Here is a 16,883-nt window from a genome sequence, read left to right on the forward strand (position 1 = left end):
AGGAGGGCCCGCGTACGGACGGGGGTCAGACGCCGACCCGCTCCGGCTCCTCGCCGCCGCGCGCCGGTGCGGACAGGGCCGGCTCGTCCTCGTACGACTCGTCGTGCGTCATGTCCGGCAGCCACCGCAGCCACGTCGGGAAGTACCAGTTGCGGTCGCCCAGCAGGGCCATCACGGCCGGGAGCAGCACCCCGCGGATGATCGTCGCGTCGATCAGCACCGCCGCCGCCAGGCCGACGCCCATCTGCTTCATGGACTGCATCGACAGCGTCCCGAAGATCGCGAACACGGCGACCATGATCACGGCGGCGCTGGTGACGACCCCGGCCGTGGTGACCACCCCGTGCGCGATGGCGTCGCGGGTGTTGCGGCCCTGGAGGCGGGCCTCACGGATCCGGGAGACCACGAACACGTGGTAGTCCATCGAGAGCCCGAAGAGGATCACGAAGAGGAACAGCGGCAGCCAGGAGATGATCGCGCCGACGCCCTCGGCGCCGACCAGTGAGGCGCCCCAGCCGTGCTGGAAGACCGCCGTCAGGATGCCGTAGGCGGCGCCCACCGAGAGCAGGTTGAGGATGATCGAGGTGATCGCGACCGTCAGCGAGCGGAAGCAGAGCAGCATCAGCAGGAAGGCGAAGACGACCACGAAGGCGAAGACCGGCACGACCGAGCCGACGATCTGGTCGTTGAAGTCCTTCGACCCGGCGACCTGCCCGGTGACCGGCGCCTCGACCCCCGCGACCTTGCCGAGCGTCGCTGGACGCACGGTGTCCCGCAGCAGTTCCAGGCTCTTCTCCGCGTTCACCTGGTCCGAACCGCCGACCAGCGGTACGTCGATGACCGCGACGTTCTCCGCGTCGTGCGTCACGATGTCCACCGGGCCCTTCGAAGCCCCGGAGGAGACGGCCTGCCTGCGGAACTCCTCCAGCGCCTCGCGTACCGGCGCGGCGCCGATGTCGTCGGCCTTCACCACGACCTGCGCCGGGTCGGCGCCCCCGGGGAACGCCTCGTTCAGCCGGTCGTAGGTCCGCACGATCGGCAGCGAGTCGCCGAACTCCTGGTCCAGGGTGAGGTTCTGGGTGTGCATGCCGAGCGCGGGCAGCGCGATGGCCGCGAGTGCCCCGGCGGCGACCACGAGCGCGGTCCACGGGCGGCGCAGCACGGCGGTGAGCACCGCGCGCCAGACGCGGCTCTCGCCGTCGGCGCCACCGCGCTCCGAGCGCTTCAGGCGGTTCAGGAACGGCACCCGGCCCTTCTCGACGCGCTCGCCGAGCAGCGAGAGGAGCGCGGGCAGCACGGTGACCGAGCCGACCATGGCGACGGCGACGACCATCAGCGAGGCCAGGCCCATCGCCTCGAACTCCGCGATGCCGGTGAAGAGCATGCCCGCCATCGCGACGCAGACCGTCACACCGGAGACGACGATGGCGCGTCCGCTGGTCGCGGCGGCGATCATCAGCGCGGTCCGGGCGTCCCGGCCCTTGGCCCGCTCCTCGCGCTCCCGGCGCAGATAGAAGAGGCAGTAGTCGACGCCGACGGCCAGACCCACCAGCAGCATCACCGAGTTGGCGGTGTCGCTCATCGGCTGGAAGTGGCTCACCACGCCCATCAGGCCCATGGTCGCCATGATCGCGGTCAGGGCGAGGGCGACCGGGAGCAGCGCCGCGACCAGCGCGCCGAAGGCGATGAGCAGGATGCCGAGCGCGACCGGCACGGCGGAGAGCTCGGCGCGCTGGAAGTCGCTGCCGAAGGCGTCGTCGAAGGTCTTGCCCATGCTGGCGCCGCCGATCTCCTCGATCAGCAGCCCGTCGTGTGCGCCGTCCACCTTCTCGACGGCCTTCAGCACGGGTGCGACGCGCTCGCTCGCCGTCTCGGGGTCGCCCTTCATCTCGAACTGCACGAGCGCGCTGTGCCCGTCGGCCGAGATGGTCTTGGTGGTGTACGGCGAGCTGACGGCGGTGACCTCACCGGTGTCCTGCACCGCCGCCATGACGTCCTCGACGGCCGCCCGGAACTCGGCCGACCCGGCCACCGCCCCGTCCTCGCCCTCCGACTGGATGAGCACGGTCTCACCGGCCGGGTCCTTCAGCCCCGCGTCCTCGATGATCCGCACGGCCCGGCCCACCTCGCCGGACATCTGCTCGCTCTCCTTGACGTCGACCCGGCCGGCCGCGGAGCCGAGCCCCATGGCCAGGACGACGAACAGCACCCAGATGGTCACCGCCGCCCAGCGGTGCCGGGCGCTCCAGCCGCCCGCCCGGGCCGCGACGCCGCGCACCCGCGGCCCTCGCGCCGCATCCACATTCCCCATGACGGGCCTGCCCCCTTGTGACCGGCACCGGCCCACCGCCGCCGCCTCCCGATTCGAAGGTAGGGGCGGCATAAAGCGAGTTCGTCATGCTCTCCGGCGAGCCGGGAGCGGCCCCTCTCCGCCCTGGGGACGGGCCGTGCCCCCGAGAAGGAGCATCGAAGCCCCTTACACGTAAAGGTGATCGGCGTATCGCGGGGCTCCTGCGACCGTCCTGTGACGAAAAGTTGGTGAGTGCGGCGGGGCTGTAGGGAGGTCTTGATCTGCGCGCGTCAATCGGTCAGGGTTTCGAACCAACCCCCGGAGATTTTCCGGCCGGGGGCCAATCCCCCCACAAAGAATGACGAGGAGACCCCTCTTCATGGCCATTCACAAGCGCGCACGCCGGTTCAAGCTGACCGCCTCCATCACCGCGGTCGCGGCCGCCGCCGGCGTCACCCTCCTGGGCACCCCGTTCGCCGGAGCGACACCCGCTCCGGCCATGGGCAAGGTCTACGGCGCTGACGCGGCGACCGCGGTCTCCGGCAGCTACATCGTGATGCTGGACCAGAAGGCGGACAAGGCGGAGCTCGCCAAGGAGTACGGCGGAAAGCTGAAGCGCAACTACAGCTCCGCCATCAACGGCTTCTCCGCCAGCGGACTTTCGGACACCGAGGCCAAGCGGCTCGCCGCCGACCCGGCCGTCTCGAAGGTCGTCCAGAACAAGAAGTTTCACATCGACGCCACCCAGGACAACCCGCCCTCCTGGGGCCTGGACCGCATCGACCAGACGGAGACCGCGGGCGACAACGCGTACACCTACCCGGACAGCGCGGGCGAGGGCGTCACCGCGTACGTCATCGACACCGGGGTCCGCACCACCCACGAGGAGTTCGGCGGCCGCGCAAGCTCCGGCTTCGACGCCGTCGACAACGACGACAGCGCCGACGACGGCAACGGCCACGGCACCCACGTCGCCGGCACCATAGCCGGGTCGACCTACGGCGTCGCCAAGAAGGCGAAGATCGTCGCCGTCCGCGTCCTGGACGACTCCGGCTCCGGCACCACCGAGCAGGTCGTCGCCGGCATCGACTGGGTCACCGAGCACCACCAGGGCCCGTCCGTCGCCAACATGAGCCTGGGCGGCGGCGCCGACGAAGCGCTCGACGCGGCCGTCCAGAAGGCCATCGCCTCCGGCGTCACCTTCGCGGTCGCCGCCGGCAACGAGTCCAGCGACGCCGGAGAGGGCTCCCCGTCCCGCGTCCCCGAGGCCATCACCGTCGCCTCGTCCACCGTGGACGACGAGCAGTCGTCGTTCTCCAACTACGGCTCGGTCGTGGACATCTACGCCCCGGGCTCCGACATCACCTCGTCCTGGAACGACAGCGACACCGGCTCCAACACCATCTCCGGTACGTCGATGGCCACCCCGCACGTCGTCGGCGCCGCCGCCGTCTACCTGGCCGGGCACCCGGACGCCACCCCGGACGAGGTCGCCACGGCCCTGACCGAAGGGGCGACCCCGGACGCCATCAGCAACGCCACCGAGGGAACGGCGAACAAGCTCCTGAAGATAGTCGAGTAACAGCGCAACCGGCCGGCGGCCACCGCGCTCTCCCCCACGGGGCGCGGCGGCCGCCCGGTCCGCCCATCCCGACCTACGCTTGCCCCATGACAACTGTTGCGGGCGGGAGGCGGGCATGACCGGACCTGCGCCGGGCGTGGCCGCGGCCATCGAGGGGGAGCTCCGGCTCCTGGACCCCTTGGTGCGGGCCTCCGCCGACCTCCTCGACCAGGTGCTGCACCCCGACTACCGCGAGGTGGACACCACCGGCCGCCACTGGGACCGGGACACCATCATCGACCTGCTCGTCTCGGGGCAGGCCCCCGGGCCCGGCCGGCTCACCGCCTCACGCATGCGGGGCGTGCACCTCGCCGACGGGCTCGTCCACCTCACCTTCGACACCGAGGCCAGGAACAAGCGCGCCCACCGCAGTTCGCTCTGGCGGCTCACCCGGGCCGGCTGGCTCCTCTACTATCACCAGGCCACGCCCTTCGACCTCAGCCCCGGGCCGCCCGCCGCGCCCGGGCCGCCCACCGGCCGTCCGTCCGGCTGATCAGGACCGGGTGGCCGAAGCACTCGCTGACCAGGTCCGTGGTCAGCACCTCGTCCGCCCCGCCCGAGGCCAGGCACCGCCCGCCGCGCAGCAGCATCGCGTGCGTGGTGGAGGCGGGCAGCTCCTCCAGATGATGGGTGACCAGCACGGTCGCCAGCTCCGGATGCTCCTCGCGCAACGCGTCCAGACTGTCGAGCAGCTGTTCCCGGGCGGCCAGGTCAAGACCGGTCGCCGGCTCGTCGAGCAGCAGCAGCCGGGGCTGCGGCATCAGAGCCCGGGCGATCAGCGTACGGCCGCGCTCACCCTGCGACAGGGCCGGCCAGCGCGAGCCCGTCTTGCCGCCCATGCCCAGCATCTTCAGCAGCCGCTCCGCCCGCTCCCGCTGCCCCGGACCCGGCGACCAGCGCGGCACCGGCTCGACCGAGTTCGTCAGCCCCGTCAGCACCACCTCGCTCACCGTCAGCGGGGAACGCAGCGGATGGCGCGGATTGACATGGCCCAGCAGCGTGCGCAACTCCCGGAGGTCCACCCGGCCCAGCGTGCGGCCCAGCACCTCGACCGAACCCCGGGTGGGGTGCGTGACCGCCCCGAGCAGCCCGAGCAGCGTGCTCTTGCCGGCTCCGTTCGCCCCGAGCAGCGCCCAGTGCTCCCCGCCGCGCACGGTGAGCGAGACCGCGTCGAGGAGGACGCTCCCGTCGCGTACGAGAGAGACCTCGTCGGCCCGGATGACCGGGACCGGGGCCGTGACGGCGGCGGCGGACAGGGGTGCGGTGGTGGTCACGTGCGGCTGCTCCTTCGTACGGGCGCGAGCGGCTTCCTGCGCACCGGAAAGCCTATCCGTGCCCCGTACACCCGCCTCGTCCGCCTCCTGTCGCCTTTCTTCAATACCGGCCGGGCGCGCGTGCCTAGGTTGGGGTGCATGAAGACCGAGCACGCCCATATGACCGAATGCGCCGCCGAGGCCGCCCGCGTGGCCCGGGGCGTCACCGCCGCACAACTGGAGGCCACCGCCACCCCCTGCGAGGGCTGGGACCTGCGCACCCTCGTCAACCACTGGGTCCTGTACACCTCGCACGGCATGGAGCACCGCGCCCGGCGCACCGAACTCCCCGAGGAGCTGATCGCCCGCGACTTCACCGCCGACGCCGACTGGGCCGAGCGGTACGCCGCCCAGCTCGACCGGGCCGTCGCCGCCTGGTCCGACCCCGCCGCCTGGGAGGGCACCATCGGCGAGGGCGACTCCGCGTCCCCGGCCGCCGACACCGCCGCGATGCTCATCGAGGAGATCGCGCTGCACGGCTGGGACGTGGCCCGCGCCACCGGCCAGGAGTTCCGGATCTCCGACGAGGCCGCCGCGTACATCCTGGCCACTGTCGAGAAGACCGCCGCGCTCTACCGCCAGTACGAGGGGTTCACCGACGAGGTGGACGTCCCCGGCGCCACCGGGTTCACCCGCGCGCTGGCCCTGGGCGGACGCGATCCGCAGTGGACCGCTTCCTGAGAATGGCCCAGGCGGATGGGTGCCGAATGGCCCGGGGGAGTGCGCCACCGGCTGGCTAGGCTCACCCCATGACCACTCACCGCGCCCCGGAACAGGGCAGGCCCGTCGTCGACTTCTACTTCGACCCGGCCTGCCCGTTCGCCTGGATCACCTCCCGCTGGATGCTGGAGGTGGAACAACACCGCGACATCGAGCTGCGCTTCCACGTCATGAGCCTCTACCTGCACAACACCGGCAACGAACTCCCCGACTGGTACCGCGATCTGGTCGACCGTTCGATCGGCCCCGTCCGGGTCGCCGCCGCGGCCGAGGAGCGCGGTGAGGAGGTCCTGCGCGACCTCTACACCGCCCTCGGCAGCCGCATCCACCAGCAGAAGAACGAGGACTTCGACCAGGTCGTCGCCGAGGCCCTGGCCGAGCTGGACCTGCCCGCGCACCTCGCGGAGGCCGCGCACAGTGAGGCGTACGACGAGGCCGTACGGCGCAGCCACGAGGCCGGCCAGGACCCGGAGGCGGGCGGCTACGTCGGCACGCCCACCCTCCACGTCGACGGCACGGTGTGGTTCGGACCGGTGCTGCGGGCGATCCCGCGCGGCGAGGAGGCGGCCCGGCTTTTCGACAGCTTCCGGGTGCTCGCCGGCCACGCCGACTTCTTCGAGCTCAAGCGCACCCGTACGGGCGGCATCGACGTCGGCTGACGCCGGCCGGCCGTTTCAGGCGCTGACCGCGACCGGCCGCGCGGCGCTCGCGTTCGCCTCGTCGTACCGGTCGAGCAGCAGCCGGGCCAGATCCGGGGCCGGCCCCAGCACCCCGGCCAGCACGTCCGCGCCGGCCTCGGCCGCCCCCGCCGCGATGCGGTCCGGGAGACGGCCCGGCGCGATCACATACGGGGCGACGGCCACCCGGCGGACGCCCTCGGCCCGCAGGGCGCGTACCGCGTCCTCGGTACGCGGAAGAGATGCGGAGGCGAACGCAGGCCGCACGGAACACCAACCGGTGTGCCGCAGCTCCCGCGCGATTTCAGCGATCACTGCGATCGCCTCCGGGTCTGATGAGCCCGCCGAGGCCAGGACGAGCCCGGTCGAGCTTCGGTCGGCGGGGCGCACCCCGGCCTCGTACAGCCGCCGTTCCAGCGCGGCGTTCAGCAGCGGTGACGGGCCGAGCACCTCGGCCTGCCGGACCCGCAACCGGGGCAGCGCCGCGCGGGCCTCGCGCAGCACGGCCGGGATGTCCGACTTGGCGTGGAACGCCCGGGTGAGCAGCAGCGGAAGCGCCACCACCTCGGGTGCGCCCTCGGCGGCCAGCCGCTCCAGGAGCCTCGGCACCGAGGGCGCGTTGAACTCCAGGAACCCCGTCTCCACGCGCAGCCCGGGCCGCAGCGCCCGTACCCGCGCGGTCAGTGCGTGCACGGTCGCGGCGTGCCGCGGGTCACGGCTGCCGTGGGCGATGACGAGGAGGACCGGAGAGGACATGGAAGGCTCAGTTCTTGACGAGGAGGCCGCGGCTGCGCAGCACCCACCGCTCCAGCGGGCTGAAGATGAGCAGGTCGATGGCGATGCCGACGAACAGGATCAGGAGGATGGCGAGGAAGATCCCCGGCATGTCCGCGTTGTTGCGGCCGTTCTCCAGCAGCTGGCCGAGCCCGAGGCCGAGGTCCGGGGAGGAGGCGATGATCTCGGCGGCCATCAGCGAACGCCAGGAGAACGCCCAGCCCTGCTTGAGGCCCGCCAGATAGCCCGGCAGAGCCGCCGGCATGACGATCAGCCAGGTCCCGCGCAGCCCGGTCGCGCCGAGCGTGCGGCCCGCCCGCAGGAAGAGCGGGGGCACCTGGTCGACGCCCGAGACGAGCCCGTTGGCGATCGAGGGCACCGCGCCGAGCAGGATGACCGCGAACATCATCGAGTCGTTCAGCCCGAGCCAGATCACCGCCGGCGCCACCCAGGCCACCGAGGGCAGGGACTGGAGCCCGGACAGGATCGGGCCGATCGCGGCCCGGACGAACTTCACCCGGGCCACCAGCAGCCCCAGCGGCGTACCGATCGCCACCGACAGCAGGAAGCCGAGCAGACCGCGCGAGATGCTGGTCCACACCACCTCCAGGAGCGTCCCCTGGAGCCACATGTCGTGGGCGCTGTCCCAGACGGCGGACGGCGAGGGCAGCTTGTAGTCCTCGGTCACCTCGCCCCAGACGAGCAGCTGCCAGACGACGAGGACCAGGACCACCGCGAGCACCGGCGGCAGGACCTTGCGCAGCAGGACCTCGCGCACCGGGGTGCGCTGCACCTGCACCGCGTCCAGGGCGTCCAGACCGGCTTCGAGCCCGGCCAGGTCGTCCGGCTTCCCGCCGGACCCCGCCTCGTCCGACTTGATGTCAGTGCTGGCCATGACGGCGGATCTCCCCACGCAGTTGTTCGGTGATCTCGACGGACAGTTCCGCGACGGCGGTGTCCTCGATACGGCGCGGCTGCTCGATGTCGACCGTCCACTCACGGGCGATCCGGCCGGGGCGGGACGAGAGCAGCACCACGCGCTCGGCGAGGCGCACGGCCTCGCGGACGTTGTGTGTGACGAAGAGGACGGAGACGTTCGTCTCGCGCCAGATCCGGGTCAGCTCGTCGTGCAGCACATCGCGGGTGATGGCGTCGAGCGCGGCGAACGGCTCGTCCATCAGCAGCAGTTGGCTGTCCTGGGCGAGCGCGCGGGCCATCGCCACGCGCTGCCGCATACCGCCGGACAGCTCGTGCACCCGCTTCCCGTACGCCCCGCCGAGCCGGACCAGTTCCAGCAGCCGTTCCGCCTCGGCGCGGCGCTGCGACTTGGGCACCCCGCGCAGGCGCAGGGCCAGTTCGATGTTCTTGCCCGCGGTCAGCCACGGGAACAGGGCATGCTCCTGGAACATCAGCGCGGGCCGGCCGCCGGGGGTCTCGATGCTGCCCCCGGTCGGCCGGTCCAGGCCGGCCACCAGGTTGAGCAGCGTGGACTTGCCGCACCCGGAGGCTCCCAGAAGGGTGACGAACTCGCCCGGGGCGACATCGAGTGTGATGTCGTCCAGGACCAGCTGCGTTCCCGCGGGCCCGGCGAAGGACTTCGAGACATGCGCGATACGAGCGGCGTGCCCGACCTGGACACGGTCCTCGGCCTTGGTGAGGGTGTTCGCCATGGTCGTCACCTCCTGGGAGTCTTCGGGCGGCTGGTTACTTGACGCCGAGGCCGGCGTCGTCGGCCTCGGGCTTGCCCGCGGCCTTGAGGATCTTGTTGAGCGGCTTCAGGTCGTAGATGCCCTTGAGGTCGGGCTTCTCCAGCAGACCGGCCTTGACCGCGTGCTGGGCCTGCGCGTCGAGCGTCGCGGCCAGCGGGTCGTCGGTGATCTGGATCGACTTCCAGGCGGGGTCGATGACCTCGGCCGGCAGCTCCTTGCCGGTGAGCTTCTTCAGCGCGGCGTTCGCGGAGTCCTTCGCCTTGTCCGGGTTGGCGTTGATCCAGGCGTTGGTCTTCACCGAGCCGCGCAGCACGGCGTCCACCACGTCCGGGTGCTCCTTCAGGAACTTCTGCGACACGATGATGTTGGTGATCACGAACTTGTCGTCCGGCCACAGCGTCGACTCGTCCAGCAGCTCCTTGGCGCCCTCGGCGACGAGCTTGGAGGCGGTCGGCTCGGGGACCCAGGCGCCGTCGATGGAACCGGACTTGTAGGCGTCCGGGGTCACCTTGTTGTCCGTACGGACGACGGAGACGTCGCCCTTGCCGCTCTGGGCGTCGACCTTCCAGCCCTTCTCGGAGATCCAGTTGAGGAACGCCACGTCCTGGGTGTTGCCGAGCTGCGGGGTGGCGATCTTCTTGCCCTTGAGGTCGTCCAGGGACTTGATCTTCTTCGGGTTCACGACGAGCTTGACGCCGCCGGACGCGGAGCCGCCGATGATCCGCAGGTTCTGGCCCTTGGACTTGGTGTAGCCGTTGATGGACGGCGAGGGGCCGATGAAGCCGATGTCGATCGAGTTGGCGTTCAGCGCCTCGATCTCGGAGGGGCCGGCGTTGAAGGTGGCGGTCTTGAGCTGGGTGCCGCCCAGCTCCTTCTGGAACAGACCCTCCTGGTCGCCCACCAGCGCGGTGGCGTGCGTCAGGTTCGGGAAGTACCCGATGCGCACGGTGTCCACGGAGAGCTTCTTGCCGCTGGCCGCGTTCACCTTCTTGGAGTCGTCCGTCGACTCGGAGCCGTAGCCGCAGGCGGTCAGCGCCACGGCCAGCAGGGGCAGGGCGGCGACGGCGGCGATACTGCGGCGGCGCGTGGTACGGGGGGCAGGCACGGGAGGTCGTCCTCTCGGAGGCCCGGTGCTCACGCCCCTCGTACGTGCGGGGGCGCGGCCGGGAAGTCGGCAGGTCTTCGTCGATGCAGGCGGTGCGTGCGGTGCTGGTGGTGCTGCAGGGCGCGCGGGCAGTGCGCGTACGTCATCGCGCACATCGCCCGACACCGCCCTGACCGCTGCCCAGGGCGCCGCTGCCGACGCGGCCGCCCTCCTTCGCGAAGGTCGAGAAGACGTCGATGCTCATCAGAAGTCCCACTCCGCGTCGTCGTCCGCGGCCGGCGGCTCCTCGGCGGCGGCGAACGAGGCGCCCGCCATGCCCGCCGAGAGGGTGGTGCCGTCCGCCGGGTCGATCAGCAGGAAGGAACCGGTGCGGCGCGAGTCGGCGTACGCGTCGAGCGCCAGCGGCTCGGCGGTCCGGACGACGACCCGGCCGATGTCGTTGGCGACCAGCTTGCCCGGGGCCGGGTGCTGCGACAGGTCGTCCAGGGTCAGCCGCGAGGGGATGTCCTTGACGATCGCCTTGACCGTGCGCGTGGTGTGCTTGAGCAGCACCCGGCGGCCCACGGTGAGCGGTTCGTCCGCGACATGGCAGACGGTCGCCTCGACGTCCTGGGTGACGGCGGGCGCGTCGCCCACCGGCGCGATGAGGTCGCCGCGCGAGACGTCGATGTCGTCCGCCAGGCGCAGGGTCACCGACTGGGGCGCCCAGGCGACGTCCACGGAGTCCCCGAGCAGGTCGATGCCCTCGATCGTGGAGGTACGGCCCGAGGGCAGCACGGTCACGGACTCGCCGACCCGGAACACGCCGGCGGCGATCTGGCCCGCGTAGCCCCGGTAGTCGGGGTGCTCTGCGGTCTGCGGGCGGATCACGTACTGGACCGGGAAGCGGGCGTGGCAGCCGGTCAGGTCGTGGCTGACCGGGACGGTCTCCAGGTGCTCCAGGACCGTCGGGCCGCCGTACCAGTCCATGTGCGCGGACGGCTCCACGACGTTGTCGCCGGCCAGCGCGGAGATCGGGATCGCGGTGATCTCGGGGACCCCGAGGGATGCCGCGTATGCGGTGAACTCCTCGGCTATCGCGGCGAACACCGGCTCCGCGTACTCCACCAGGTCCATCTTGTTGACGGCCAGGACCACGTGCGGGACGCGCAACAGGGCGGCGACCGCGGCGTGCCGGCGGGTCTGCTCGACCACCCCGTTGCGGGCGTCGACCAGGACCACGGCCAGCTCGGCCGTGGAGGCGCCGGTGACCATGTTGCGGGTGTACTGCACATGGCCCGGGGTGTCGGCGAGGATGAACCGGCGCCGGGGCGTCGCGAAGTAGCGGTAGGCGACGTCGATGGTGATGCCCTGCTCGCGCTCGGCGCGCAGCCCGTCGGTCAGCAGCGCCAGGTCCGGCGCCTCCTGGCCCCGGTTGCGCGAGGCGTGCTCGACGGCCTCCAGCTGGTCGGTGAGGACCGACTTGGAGTCGTGCAGCAGGCGTCCCACGAGGGTGGACTTGCCGTCGTCGACGGACCCGGCGGTGGCGAAGCGCAGCAGGGTGGTGGCGCTCAACTGCTCAGCAGTGGTTGTGGTGGTCATTTAGAAGTACCCCTCGCGCTTGCGGTCTTCCATCGCGGCCTCGGACATCTTGTCGTCGGCGCGGGTCGCGCCCCGCTCGGTGAGCCGGGAGGCGGCGATCTCGGTGATCACGGCGTCCAGCGTGGTGGCGTCGGAGTCGACGGCGCCGGTGCAGGACATGTCGCCGACCGTGCGGTAGCGCACCTGCCGGGTCTCCGTCTTCTCGTGCTCCTTGGGCCCGCCCCAGTCGCCCGCGGTCAGCCACATGCCGGAGCGGTTGAAGACCTCGCGCTCGTGGGCGAAGTAGATCTCCGGCAGCTCGATGCCCTCGCGCTGGATGTACTGCCAGACGTCCAGCTCGGTCCAGTTGGAGATCGGGAAGACCCGGACGTGCTCGCCCGGCGCGTGCCGGCCGTTGTACAGCTGCCACAGCTCGGGGCGCTGGCGGCGCGGGTCCCACTGGGAGAACTCGTCGCGCAGCGAGAAGACCCGCTCCTTGGCGCGCGCCTTCTCCTCGTCGCGCCGGCCGCCGCCGAACACCGCGTCGAAGCGGTGCTGCTGGATGGCCTCGGTCAGCGGCACGGTCTGGAGCGGGTTACGGGTGCCGTCGGGACGCTCGCGGAGCTTGCCGGCGTCGATGTACTCCTGCACGGAGGCGACGTGCAGCCGCAGCCCGTGCTCGGCGACCACGCGGTCGCGGTAGGCCAGCACCTCGGGGAAGTTGTGCCCGGTGTCCACGTGCAGCAGGGTGAACGGCACCGGCGCCGGCGCGAACGCCTTGAGCGCCAGGTGCAGCATCAGGATCGAGTCCTTGCCGCCCGAGAACAGGATCACCGGCCGCTCGAACTCGCCCGCCACCTCGCGGAAGATGTGCACCGCCTCGGACTCCAGCGAGTCCAGGTGGCTCAGCGCGTACGGATTGTCGGTGCCCTCTTGCACAGTCGCGACCGTCGTCATGCCGCACCCCTCTCGCTCAGCAGCGCGTAAAGCTCCGCCGCGGACTCCTGCACGGTCTGGCGGTGCGACTCGATCCGCAGATCGGGTGACTCGGGCGCCTCGTAGGGGTCGTCCACCCCGGTGAGCCCGCTGATCTCGCCCGCCGCCTGCTTGGCGTAAAGCCCCTTCACATCGCGCTCCGAGCACACCTCGACCGGAGTGGCGACGTGCACCTCCAGATACGCGGTGCCCTCGGCCTGGTGCCGCTTGCGGACGGCGTCCCTGCTGTCCGCGTACGGGGCGATGACCGGGACCAGGACCTTGACGCCGTTCGCCGCCAGCAGTTCGGCGACGAAGCCGATCCGCTGCACGTTGGTGTGCCGGTCCTCGCGCGAGAAGCCGAGGCCCGCCGAGAGGAACTCGCGGATCTCGTCGCCGTCGAGCACCTCCACGCGGTGGCCCTCGGAGCGCAGCCGCCCGGCGAGCTCATAGGCGATGGTGGTCTTGCCGGCGCTCGGCAGACCGGTCAGCCAGACGGTGGCCCCCGTCTCCGTCACGCTCATCGAAGTCTCCTGATCAGTCGTCATCAGCCGTGCAGCCCGCACTCGGTCTTGCCGCGCCCGGCCCAGCGGCCGGCCCGGGCGTCCTCGCCCTCCAGCACCCGGCGGGTGCAGGGCGCGCAGCCCACGGAGGCGTAGCCGTCCATCAGCAGCGGGTTGGTGAGCACCCCGTGCTCGGCGACGTAGGCGTCCACGTCGTCCTGGGTCCAGCGGGCGATGGGGGAGACCTTCACCTTCCGGCGCTTCTCGTCCCAGCCGACCACCGGGGTGTTGGCCCGGGTCGGGGACTCGTCGCGGCGCAGCCCGGTCGCCCAGGCCCCGTATGCGGTCAGGCCCTCTTCCAGGGGCTTGACCTTGCGCAGCTTGCAGCAGAGGTCGGGGTCGCGGTCGTGCAGCTTCGGCCCGTACTCGGCGTCCTGCTCGGCGACCGTCTGACGCGGCGTCAGCGTGATCACCCGGACGTCCATCACGGCGTCGACCGCGTCCCGGGTCCCGATGGTCTCCTCGAAGTGGTAGCCGGTGTCCAGGAACACCACGTCCACGCCGGGCAGTACCCGGGAGGCGAGGTGCGCGACGACCGCGTCCTCCATCGAGGAGGTGACGCAGAACCGGGGCCCGAAGGTGTCGGTCGCCCACTTCAGGATGTCGAGCGCGGAGGCGTCCTCCAACTCGCGCCCGGCCCGCTCGGCGAGCTCCCGCAGCTCCTCGTCGGTGAGCGTGTCGATGTTCTGGGTGACCGTCATATCCCGTCCCCTCCAACGTTGTTGGGCGTCAGTCCCCGGCTCAAAAGGCCCAGGAACTTCAGCTGGAACGCACGATTGCAGGAGGCGCATTCCCACGCCCCGTGCCCGGCCTCGTGCGGGCGCAGGTCCTCGTCCCCGCAGTACGGGCAGTGGAACGGGGCGGCGCGCTCGCTCATGACAGGGACTCCGCACTGGCGCGGGCCGCCCAGGTGGCGAAGCGCTCGTCGGCCTCGCGCTCCTCCTGGAACCGGCCGAGCACCCGCTCGACGTAGTCGGGCAGTTCGGCGGAGGTGACCTTCAGGCCGCGCACCTTGCGGCCGAAGCCGGCCTCCAGGCCGAGGGCGCCGCCCAGGTGGACCTGGTAGCCCTCCACCTGCTCGCCGTTCTCGTCCAGCATGAGCTGGCCCTTGAGGCCGATGTCCGCCGTCTGGATGCGGGCGCAGGCGTTGGGGCAGCCGTTGATGTTGATGGTCAGGGGCTCGTCGAAGTCGGGGAGCCTGCGCTCCAGTTCCTCGATGAGGGAGGCGCCGCGCGCCTTCGTCTCGACGATCGCCAGCTTGCAGTACTCGATGCCGGTGCAGGCCATCGTGCCGCGCCGGAAGGTGGACGGCTTCACCTGGAAGCCGAGCGACTCCAGACCGGCGGACAGGGACTCGACCTGGTCCTGCTCGACGTCGAGGATGATCATCTTCTGCTCGACGGTGGTCCGGACCCGGCCGGAGCCGTGCGCCTCGGCCAGCTCCGCGATCTTGGCGAGCGTCGAGCCGTCGACCCGGCCGACCCGGGGGGCGAAGCCGACGTAGAAGCGGCCGTCCTGCTGCTGGTGGACGCCGATGTGGTCGCGCCACCGGCTGCTCGGCTCCGCCGGGGCGGGTCCGTCCAGCAGCGGGCGCTTGAGGTACTCGTCCTCCAGGATCTGGCGGAACTTCGCCGGACCCCAGTCGGCCATCAGGAACTTCAGCCGCGCCCGGTTGCGCAGCCGCCGGTAGCCGTAGTCGCGGAAGATGCCGACGACGCCCGCCCAGACGTCCGGCACCTCGTCCAGCGGCACCCAGGTGCCGAGGCGTTCGGCCAGCCGGGGGTTGGTGGAGAGCCCGCCGCCGACCCAGACGTCGAAGCCCGGTCCGTGCTCGGGGTGTTCGACGCCGACGAAGGCGATGTCGTTGATCTCGTGGACGACGTCCTGGACCGGGGACCCGGAGATCGCGGTCTTGAACTTGCGCGGCAGGTTGGAGAATTCGGGGCTGCCGATGTAGCGGGAGTGGATCTCCTCGACCGCCGGGCTGCCGTCGATGATCTCGTCGGCCGCGATGCCCGCCACGGGTGAACCGATGATGACGCGGGGGCAGTCGCCGCACGCCTCGGTGGTGGAGAGCCCCACGGCCTCCAGCTTCTGCCAGATCGCCGGGACGTCCTCGATGCGGATCCAGTGCATCTGGACGTTCTGCCGGTCGGTGATGTCCGCGCTGCCCCGCGCGTACTCCTGCGAGATCTCGCCGATGACGCGCAGCTGCTCGGTGGTCAGCTTCCCGCCGTCGATGCGGACCCGCATCATGAAGTACTTGTCCTCCAGCTCCTCCGGCTCCAGCACCGCGGTCTTTCCGCCGTCGATGCCGGCCTTCCGCTGGGTGTAGAGGCCCCACCAACGCATGCGCCCGCGAAGGTCGTTGGGGTCGATCGAGTCGAATCCGCGCTTGGAGTAGATCGTCTCAATGCGTGTCCGCACATTGAGACTGTCGTCGTCCTTCTTGAACTGCTCATTGCCGTTGAGGGGGGTGTAGTGCCCCATCGCCCACTGGCCCTCGCCGCGGTGGCGGCCCACCTTGCGGCGGGGCGCGGCGGGCGCAGGCTTTTCCGGGGTTGCGGCCATGACAGTACGTCCTTCGGGACTGCGGGAGGGCGGCTCTGAACTGCACACTCGCGTGAGGCGCGGCGGTGCGCAGGGATTGCAGAGAAAGAGGAGATCGCGGCGGTGCTGGGACTCTCAGCTCGCCGGACAGATGGCGCTGGACATGCGGCCGAGGTCGACGTGGCGTCGACTCACCAAGGCAATTCCAGTTCCGGACATGACGGAAGCGTGTCATGGGGATCTCGCGGCAGTCCACCACTATCCATGATGTGGACGGCATGGTCCCGCCTGGTGAGACGATGTGGCGCCCGTCACGCGAGTGACGGGTGCCGGGGTGGAGCGTAAAACCGGACAAGCGAGGGGATTTGCTACGGAAGTGCTTACGGCTGTGCGCGGGGCACCGCTCAGCGGCCGGAGCCCGGCCACGGGCCGGGAGTGTCCACCGGCTCCTCCAGCTCCGTGCGCGTGTCGAACAGCCGGAAGCCGCGCCTCAGGTAGTTGTCCATCGCGTGCGGACCGTCCTTGGAGCAGGTGTGCAGCCACACCCGCTTCGTCGCCGGCCGCTCCGGCCACCGCTCGGCCAGGTCCCAGGCGCGGGCCGTGCCGTACGACAGCAGATGACCGCCGATCCGGCGGCCCCGAAAGGCCGGGATCAGCCCGAAGTACATGATCTCGACCACGCCGCCCTCCTGCGGGTCCAGCTCGACGTAGCCCGCCGGGGTGCCGTTCGCGTACGCCACCCAGGTCTCCGCGCCCGGCCGCTCCAGGGCCTCCTGCCACTGCGCGTACGTCAGGCCGAGGCGGTCCGTCCACCGGATGTCCCCGCCCACCGCCGTGTACAGGAAGCGGCTGAACTCGGGCAGCGGCACCTCGGACCGCACGATCCGGACCTCCGCGTCCGGCACGGCGGACGGCCGCAGATCATCGGGCGAGGTCTGCTCCAGGGACCAGATGGTCACCTCTTCGGGGGCCGGCGGCGCGGGACGTACGGGGTCGCTCATGGCTGCCAGACAACCATGCCCCGCA

At 71.1% G+C, this 16,883-nt stretch carries 18 protein-coding genes; 4 read left to right on the top strand and 14 right to left on the bottom strand.

Annotated elements, in window-relative coordinates; genetic code table 11:
- Window positions 1–25 precede the first annotated feature (25 nt).
- Entirely contained in the window at window positions 26–2,311 is a 2,286-nt protein-coding gene (locus ACIQZN_RS20210; protein ID WP_403995451.1) for an MMPL family transporter, read from the bottom strand.
- A 358-nt stretch (window positions 2,312–2,669) separates the two neighbouring features.
- Between ACIQZN_RS20210 and ACIQZN_RS20215 the strand changes: the two genes are divergently transcribed.
- Both ACIQZN_RS20215 and ACIQZN_RS20220 read left to right on the top strand, forming a co-directional pair.
- On the top strand, window positions 2,670–3,872 hold the full coding sequence (locus ACIQZN_RS20215; protein WP_403995454.1) for a S8 family peptidase: 1,203 nt from the start codon (window positions 2,670–2,672) through the stop codon (window positions 3,870–3,872).
- A gap of 115 nt (window positions 3,873–3,987) precedes the next feature.
- Window positions 3,988–4,404, top strand: a complete 417-nt coding sequence (locus ACIQZN_RS20220; protein WP_403995457.1) for a DUF4440 domain-containing protein — start codon at window positions 3,988–3,990, stop codon at window positions 4,402–4,404.
- Here the strand turns inward: ACIQZN_RS20220 and ACIQZN_RS20225 are convergent.
- Window positions 4,349–5,185: an ABC transporter ATP-binding protein gene (locus tag ACIQZN_RS20225; RefSeq protein WP_403995460.1), complete on the bottom strand. Its 837-nt coding sequence runs from the start codon at window positions 5,183–5,185 to the stop codon at window positions 4,349–4,351. The two genes, ACIQZN_RS20220 and ACIQZN_RS20225, sit on opposite strands and share 56 nt — an antisense overlap.
- Before the next feature lie 138 nt (window positions 5,186–5,323).
- On the opposite strand from ACIQZN_RS20225, the gene ACIQZN_RS20230 reads away from it, so the two are divergent.
- Complete coding sequence (locus ACIQZN_RS20230) at window positions 5,324–5,905, top strand: TIGR03086 family metal-binding protein (RefSeq protein WP_403995463.1); 582 nt, start codon at window positions 5,324–5,326, stop codon at window positions 5,903–5,905.
- A 68-nt stretch (window positions 5,906–5,973) separates the two neighbouring features.
- Window positions 5,974–6,603: a DsbA family protein gene (locus tag ACIQZN_RS20235; protein ID WP_403995466.1), complete on the top strand. Its 630-nt coding sequence runs from the start codon at window positions 5,974–5,976 to the stop codon at window positions 6,601–6,603.
- A gap of 15 nt (window positions 6,604–6,618) precedes the next feature.
- On the opposite strand, the gene ACIQZN_RS20240 is transcribed toward ACIQZN_RS20235, so the two are convergent.
- From ACIQZN_RS20240 to ACIQZN_RS20295, 12 genes are all read right to left on the bottom strand, one after another.
- On the bottom strand, window positions 6,619–7,377 hold the full coding sequence (locus tag ACIQZN_RS20240) for a sirohydrochlorin chelatase (RefSeq protein ID WP_403995469.1): 759 nt from the start codon (window positions 7,375–7,377) through the stop codon (window positions 6,619–6,621).
- Window positions 7,378–7,384: 7 nt separating this feature from the next.
- Window positions 7,385–8,290, bottom strand: coding sequence for an ABC transporter permease (locus ACIQZN_RS20245; protein WP_403995472.1), 906 nt, complete (start codon window positions 8,288–8,290; stop codon window positions 7,385–7,387).
- On the bottom strand, window positions 8,277–9,065 hold the full coding sequence (locus ACIQZN_RS20250; RefSeq protein ID WP_403995475.1) for an ABC transporter ATP-binding protein: 789 nt from the start codon (window positions 9,063–9,065) through the stop codon (window positions 8,277–8,279). Before ACIQZN_RS20250 ends, ACIQZN_RS20245 begins: the two co-directional genes overlap by 14 nt.
- A 34-nt stretch (window positions 9,066–9,099) precedes the next feature.
- A complete protein-coding gene (locus ACIQZN_RS20255) occupies window positions 9,100–10,209 on the bottom strand; it encodes an aliphatic sulfonate ABC transporter substrate-binding protein (protein ID WP_403995478.1) in 1,110 nt (369 codons plus the stop codon).
- Window positions 10,210–10,452: 243 nt separating this feature from the next.
- Window positions 10,453–11,790 (bottom strand): sulfate adenylyltransferase subunit 1, encoded by a 1,338-nt coding sequence (locus ACIQZN_RS20260; protein WP_403995481.1) that lies wholly within the window; start codon window positions 11,788–11,790, stop codon window positions 10,453–10,455.
- Window positions 11,791–12,726: a sulfate adenylyltransferase subunit CysD gene (gene cysD, locus ACIQZN_RS20265; RefSeq protein WP_403995484.1), complete on the bottom strand. Its 936-nt coding sequence runs from the start codon at window positions 12,724–12,726 to the stop codon at window positions 11,791–11,793.
- Window positions 12,723–13,268 carry an adenylyl-sulfate kinase gene (gene cysC, locus ACIQZN_RS20270; RefSeq protein WP_242442059.1) on the bottom strand — a complete coding sequence of 182 codons (546 nt, stop codon included), beginning with the start codon at window positions 13,266–13,268 and terminating at the stop codon, window positions 12,723–12,725. The genes cysD and cysC overlap by 4 nt, the downstream gene beginning before the upstream one ends.
- Window positions 13,269–13,291: 23 nt before the next feature.
- Entirely contained in the window at window positions 13,292–14,008 is a 717-nt protein-coding gene (locus ACIQZN_RS20275) for a phosphoadenylyl-sulfate reductase (protein WP_403995487.1), read from the bottom strand.
- Complete coding sequence (locus ACIQZN_RS20280; RefSeq protein ID WP_073966074.1) at window positions 14,005–14,184, bottom strand: hypothetical protein; 180 nt, start codon at window positions 14,182–14,184, stop codon at window positions 14,005–14,007. The genes ACIQZN_RS20275 and ACIQZN_RS20280 overlap by 4 nt, the downstream gene beginning before the upstream one ends.
- Complete coding sequence (locus ACIQZN_RS20285) at window positions 14,181–15,878, bottom strand: nitrite/sulfite reductase (protein ID WP_403995490.1); 1,698 nt, start codon at window positions 15,876–15,878, stop codon at window positions 14,181–14,183. The genes ACIQZN_RS20280 and ACIQZN_RS20285 overlap by 4 nt, the downstream gene beginning before the upstream one ends.
- Window positions 15,879–15,992: 114 nt before the next feature.
- Window positions 15,993–16,076, bottom strand: a complete 84-nt coding sequence (locus tag ACIQZN_RS20290; protein WP_309486338.1) for a putative leader peptide — start codon at window positions 16,074–16,076, stop codon at window positions 15,993–15,995.
- Window positions 16,077–16,261: 185 nt separating this feature from the next.
- Window positions 16,262–16,858 (bottom strand): GNAT family N-acetyltransferase, encoded by a 597-nt coding sequence (locus ACIQZN_RS20295; protein WP_403995493.1) that lies wholly within the window; start codon window positions 16,856–16,858, stop codon window positions 16,262–16,264.
- Window positions 16,859–16,883 lie beyond the last annotated feature (25 nt).

Origin of the sequence: Streptomyces sp. NPDC097595 (assembly GCF_044761525.1) — a bacterium.
GTDB lineage: Bacteria > Actinomycetota > Actinomycetes > Streptomycetales > Streptomycetaceae > Streptomyces > Streptomyces drozdowiczii_A.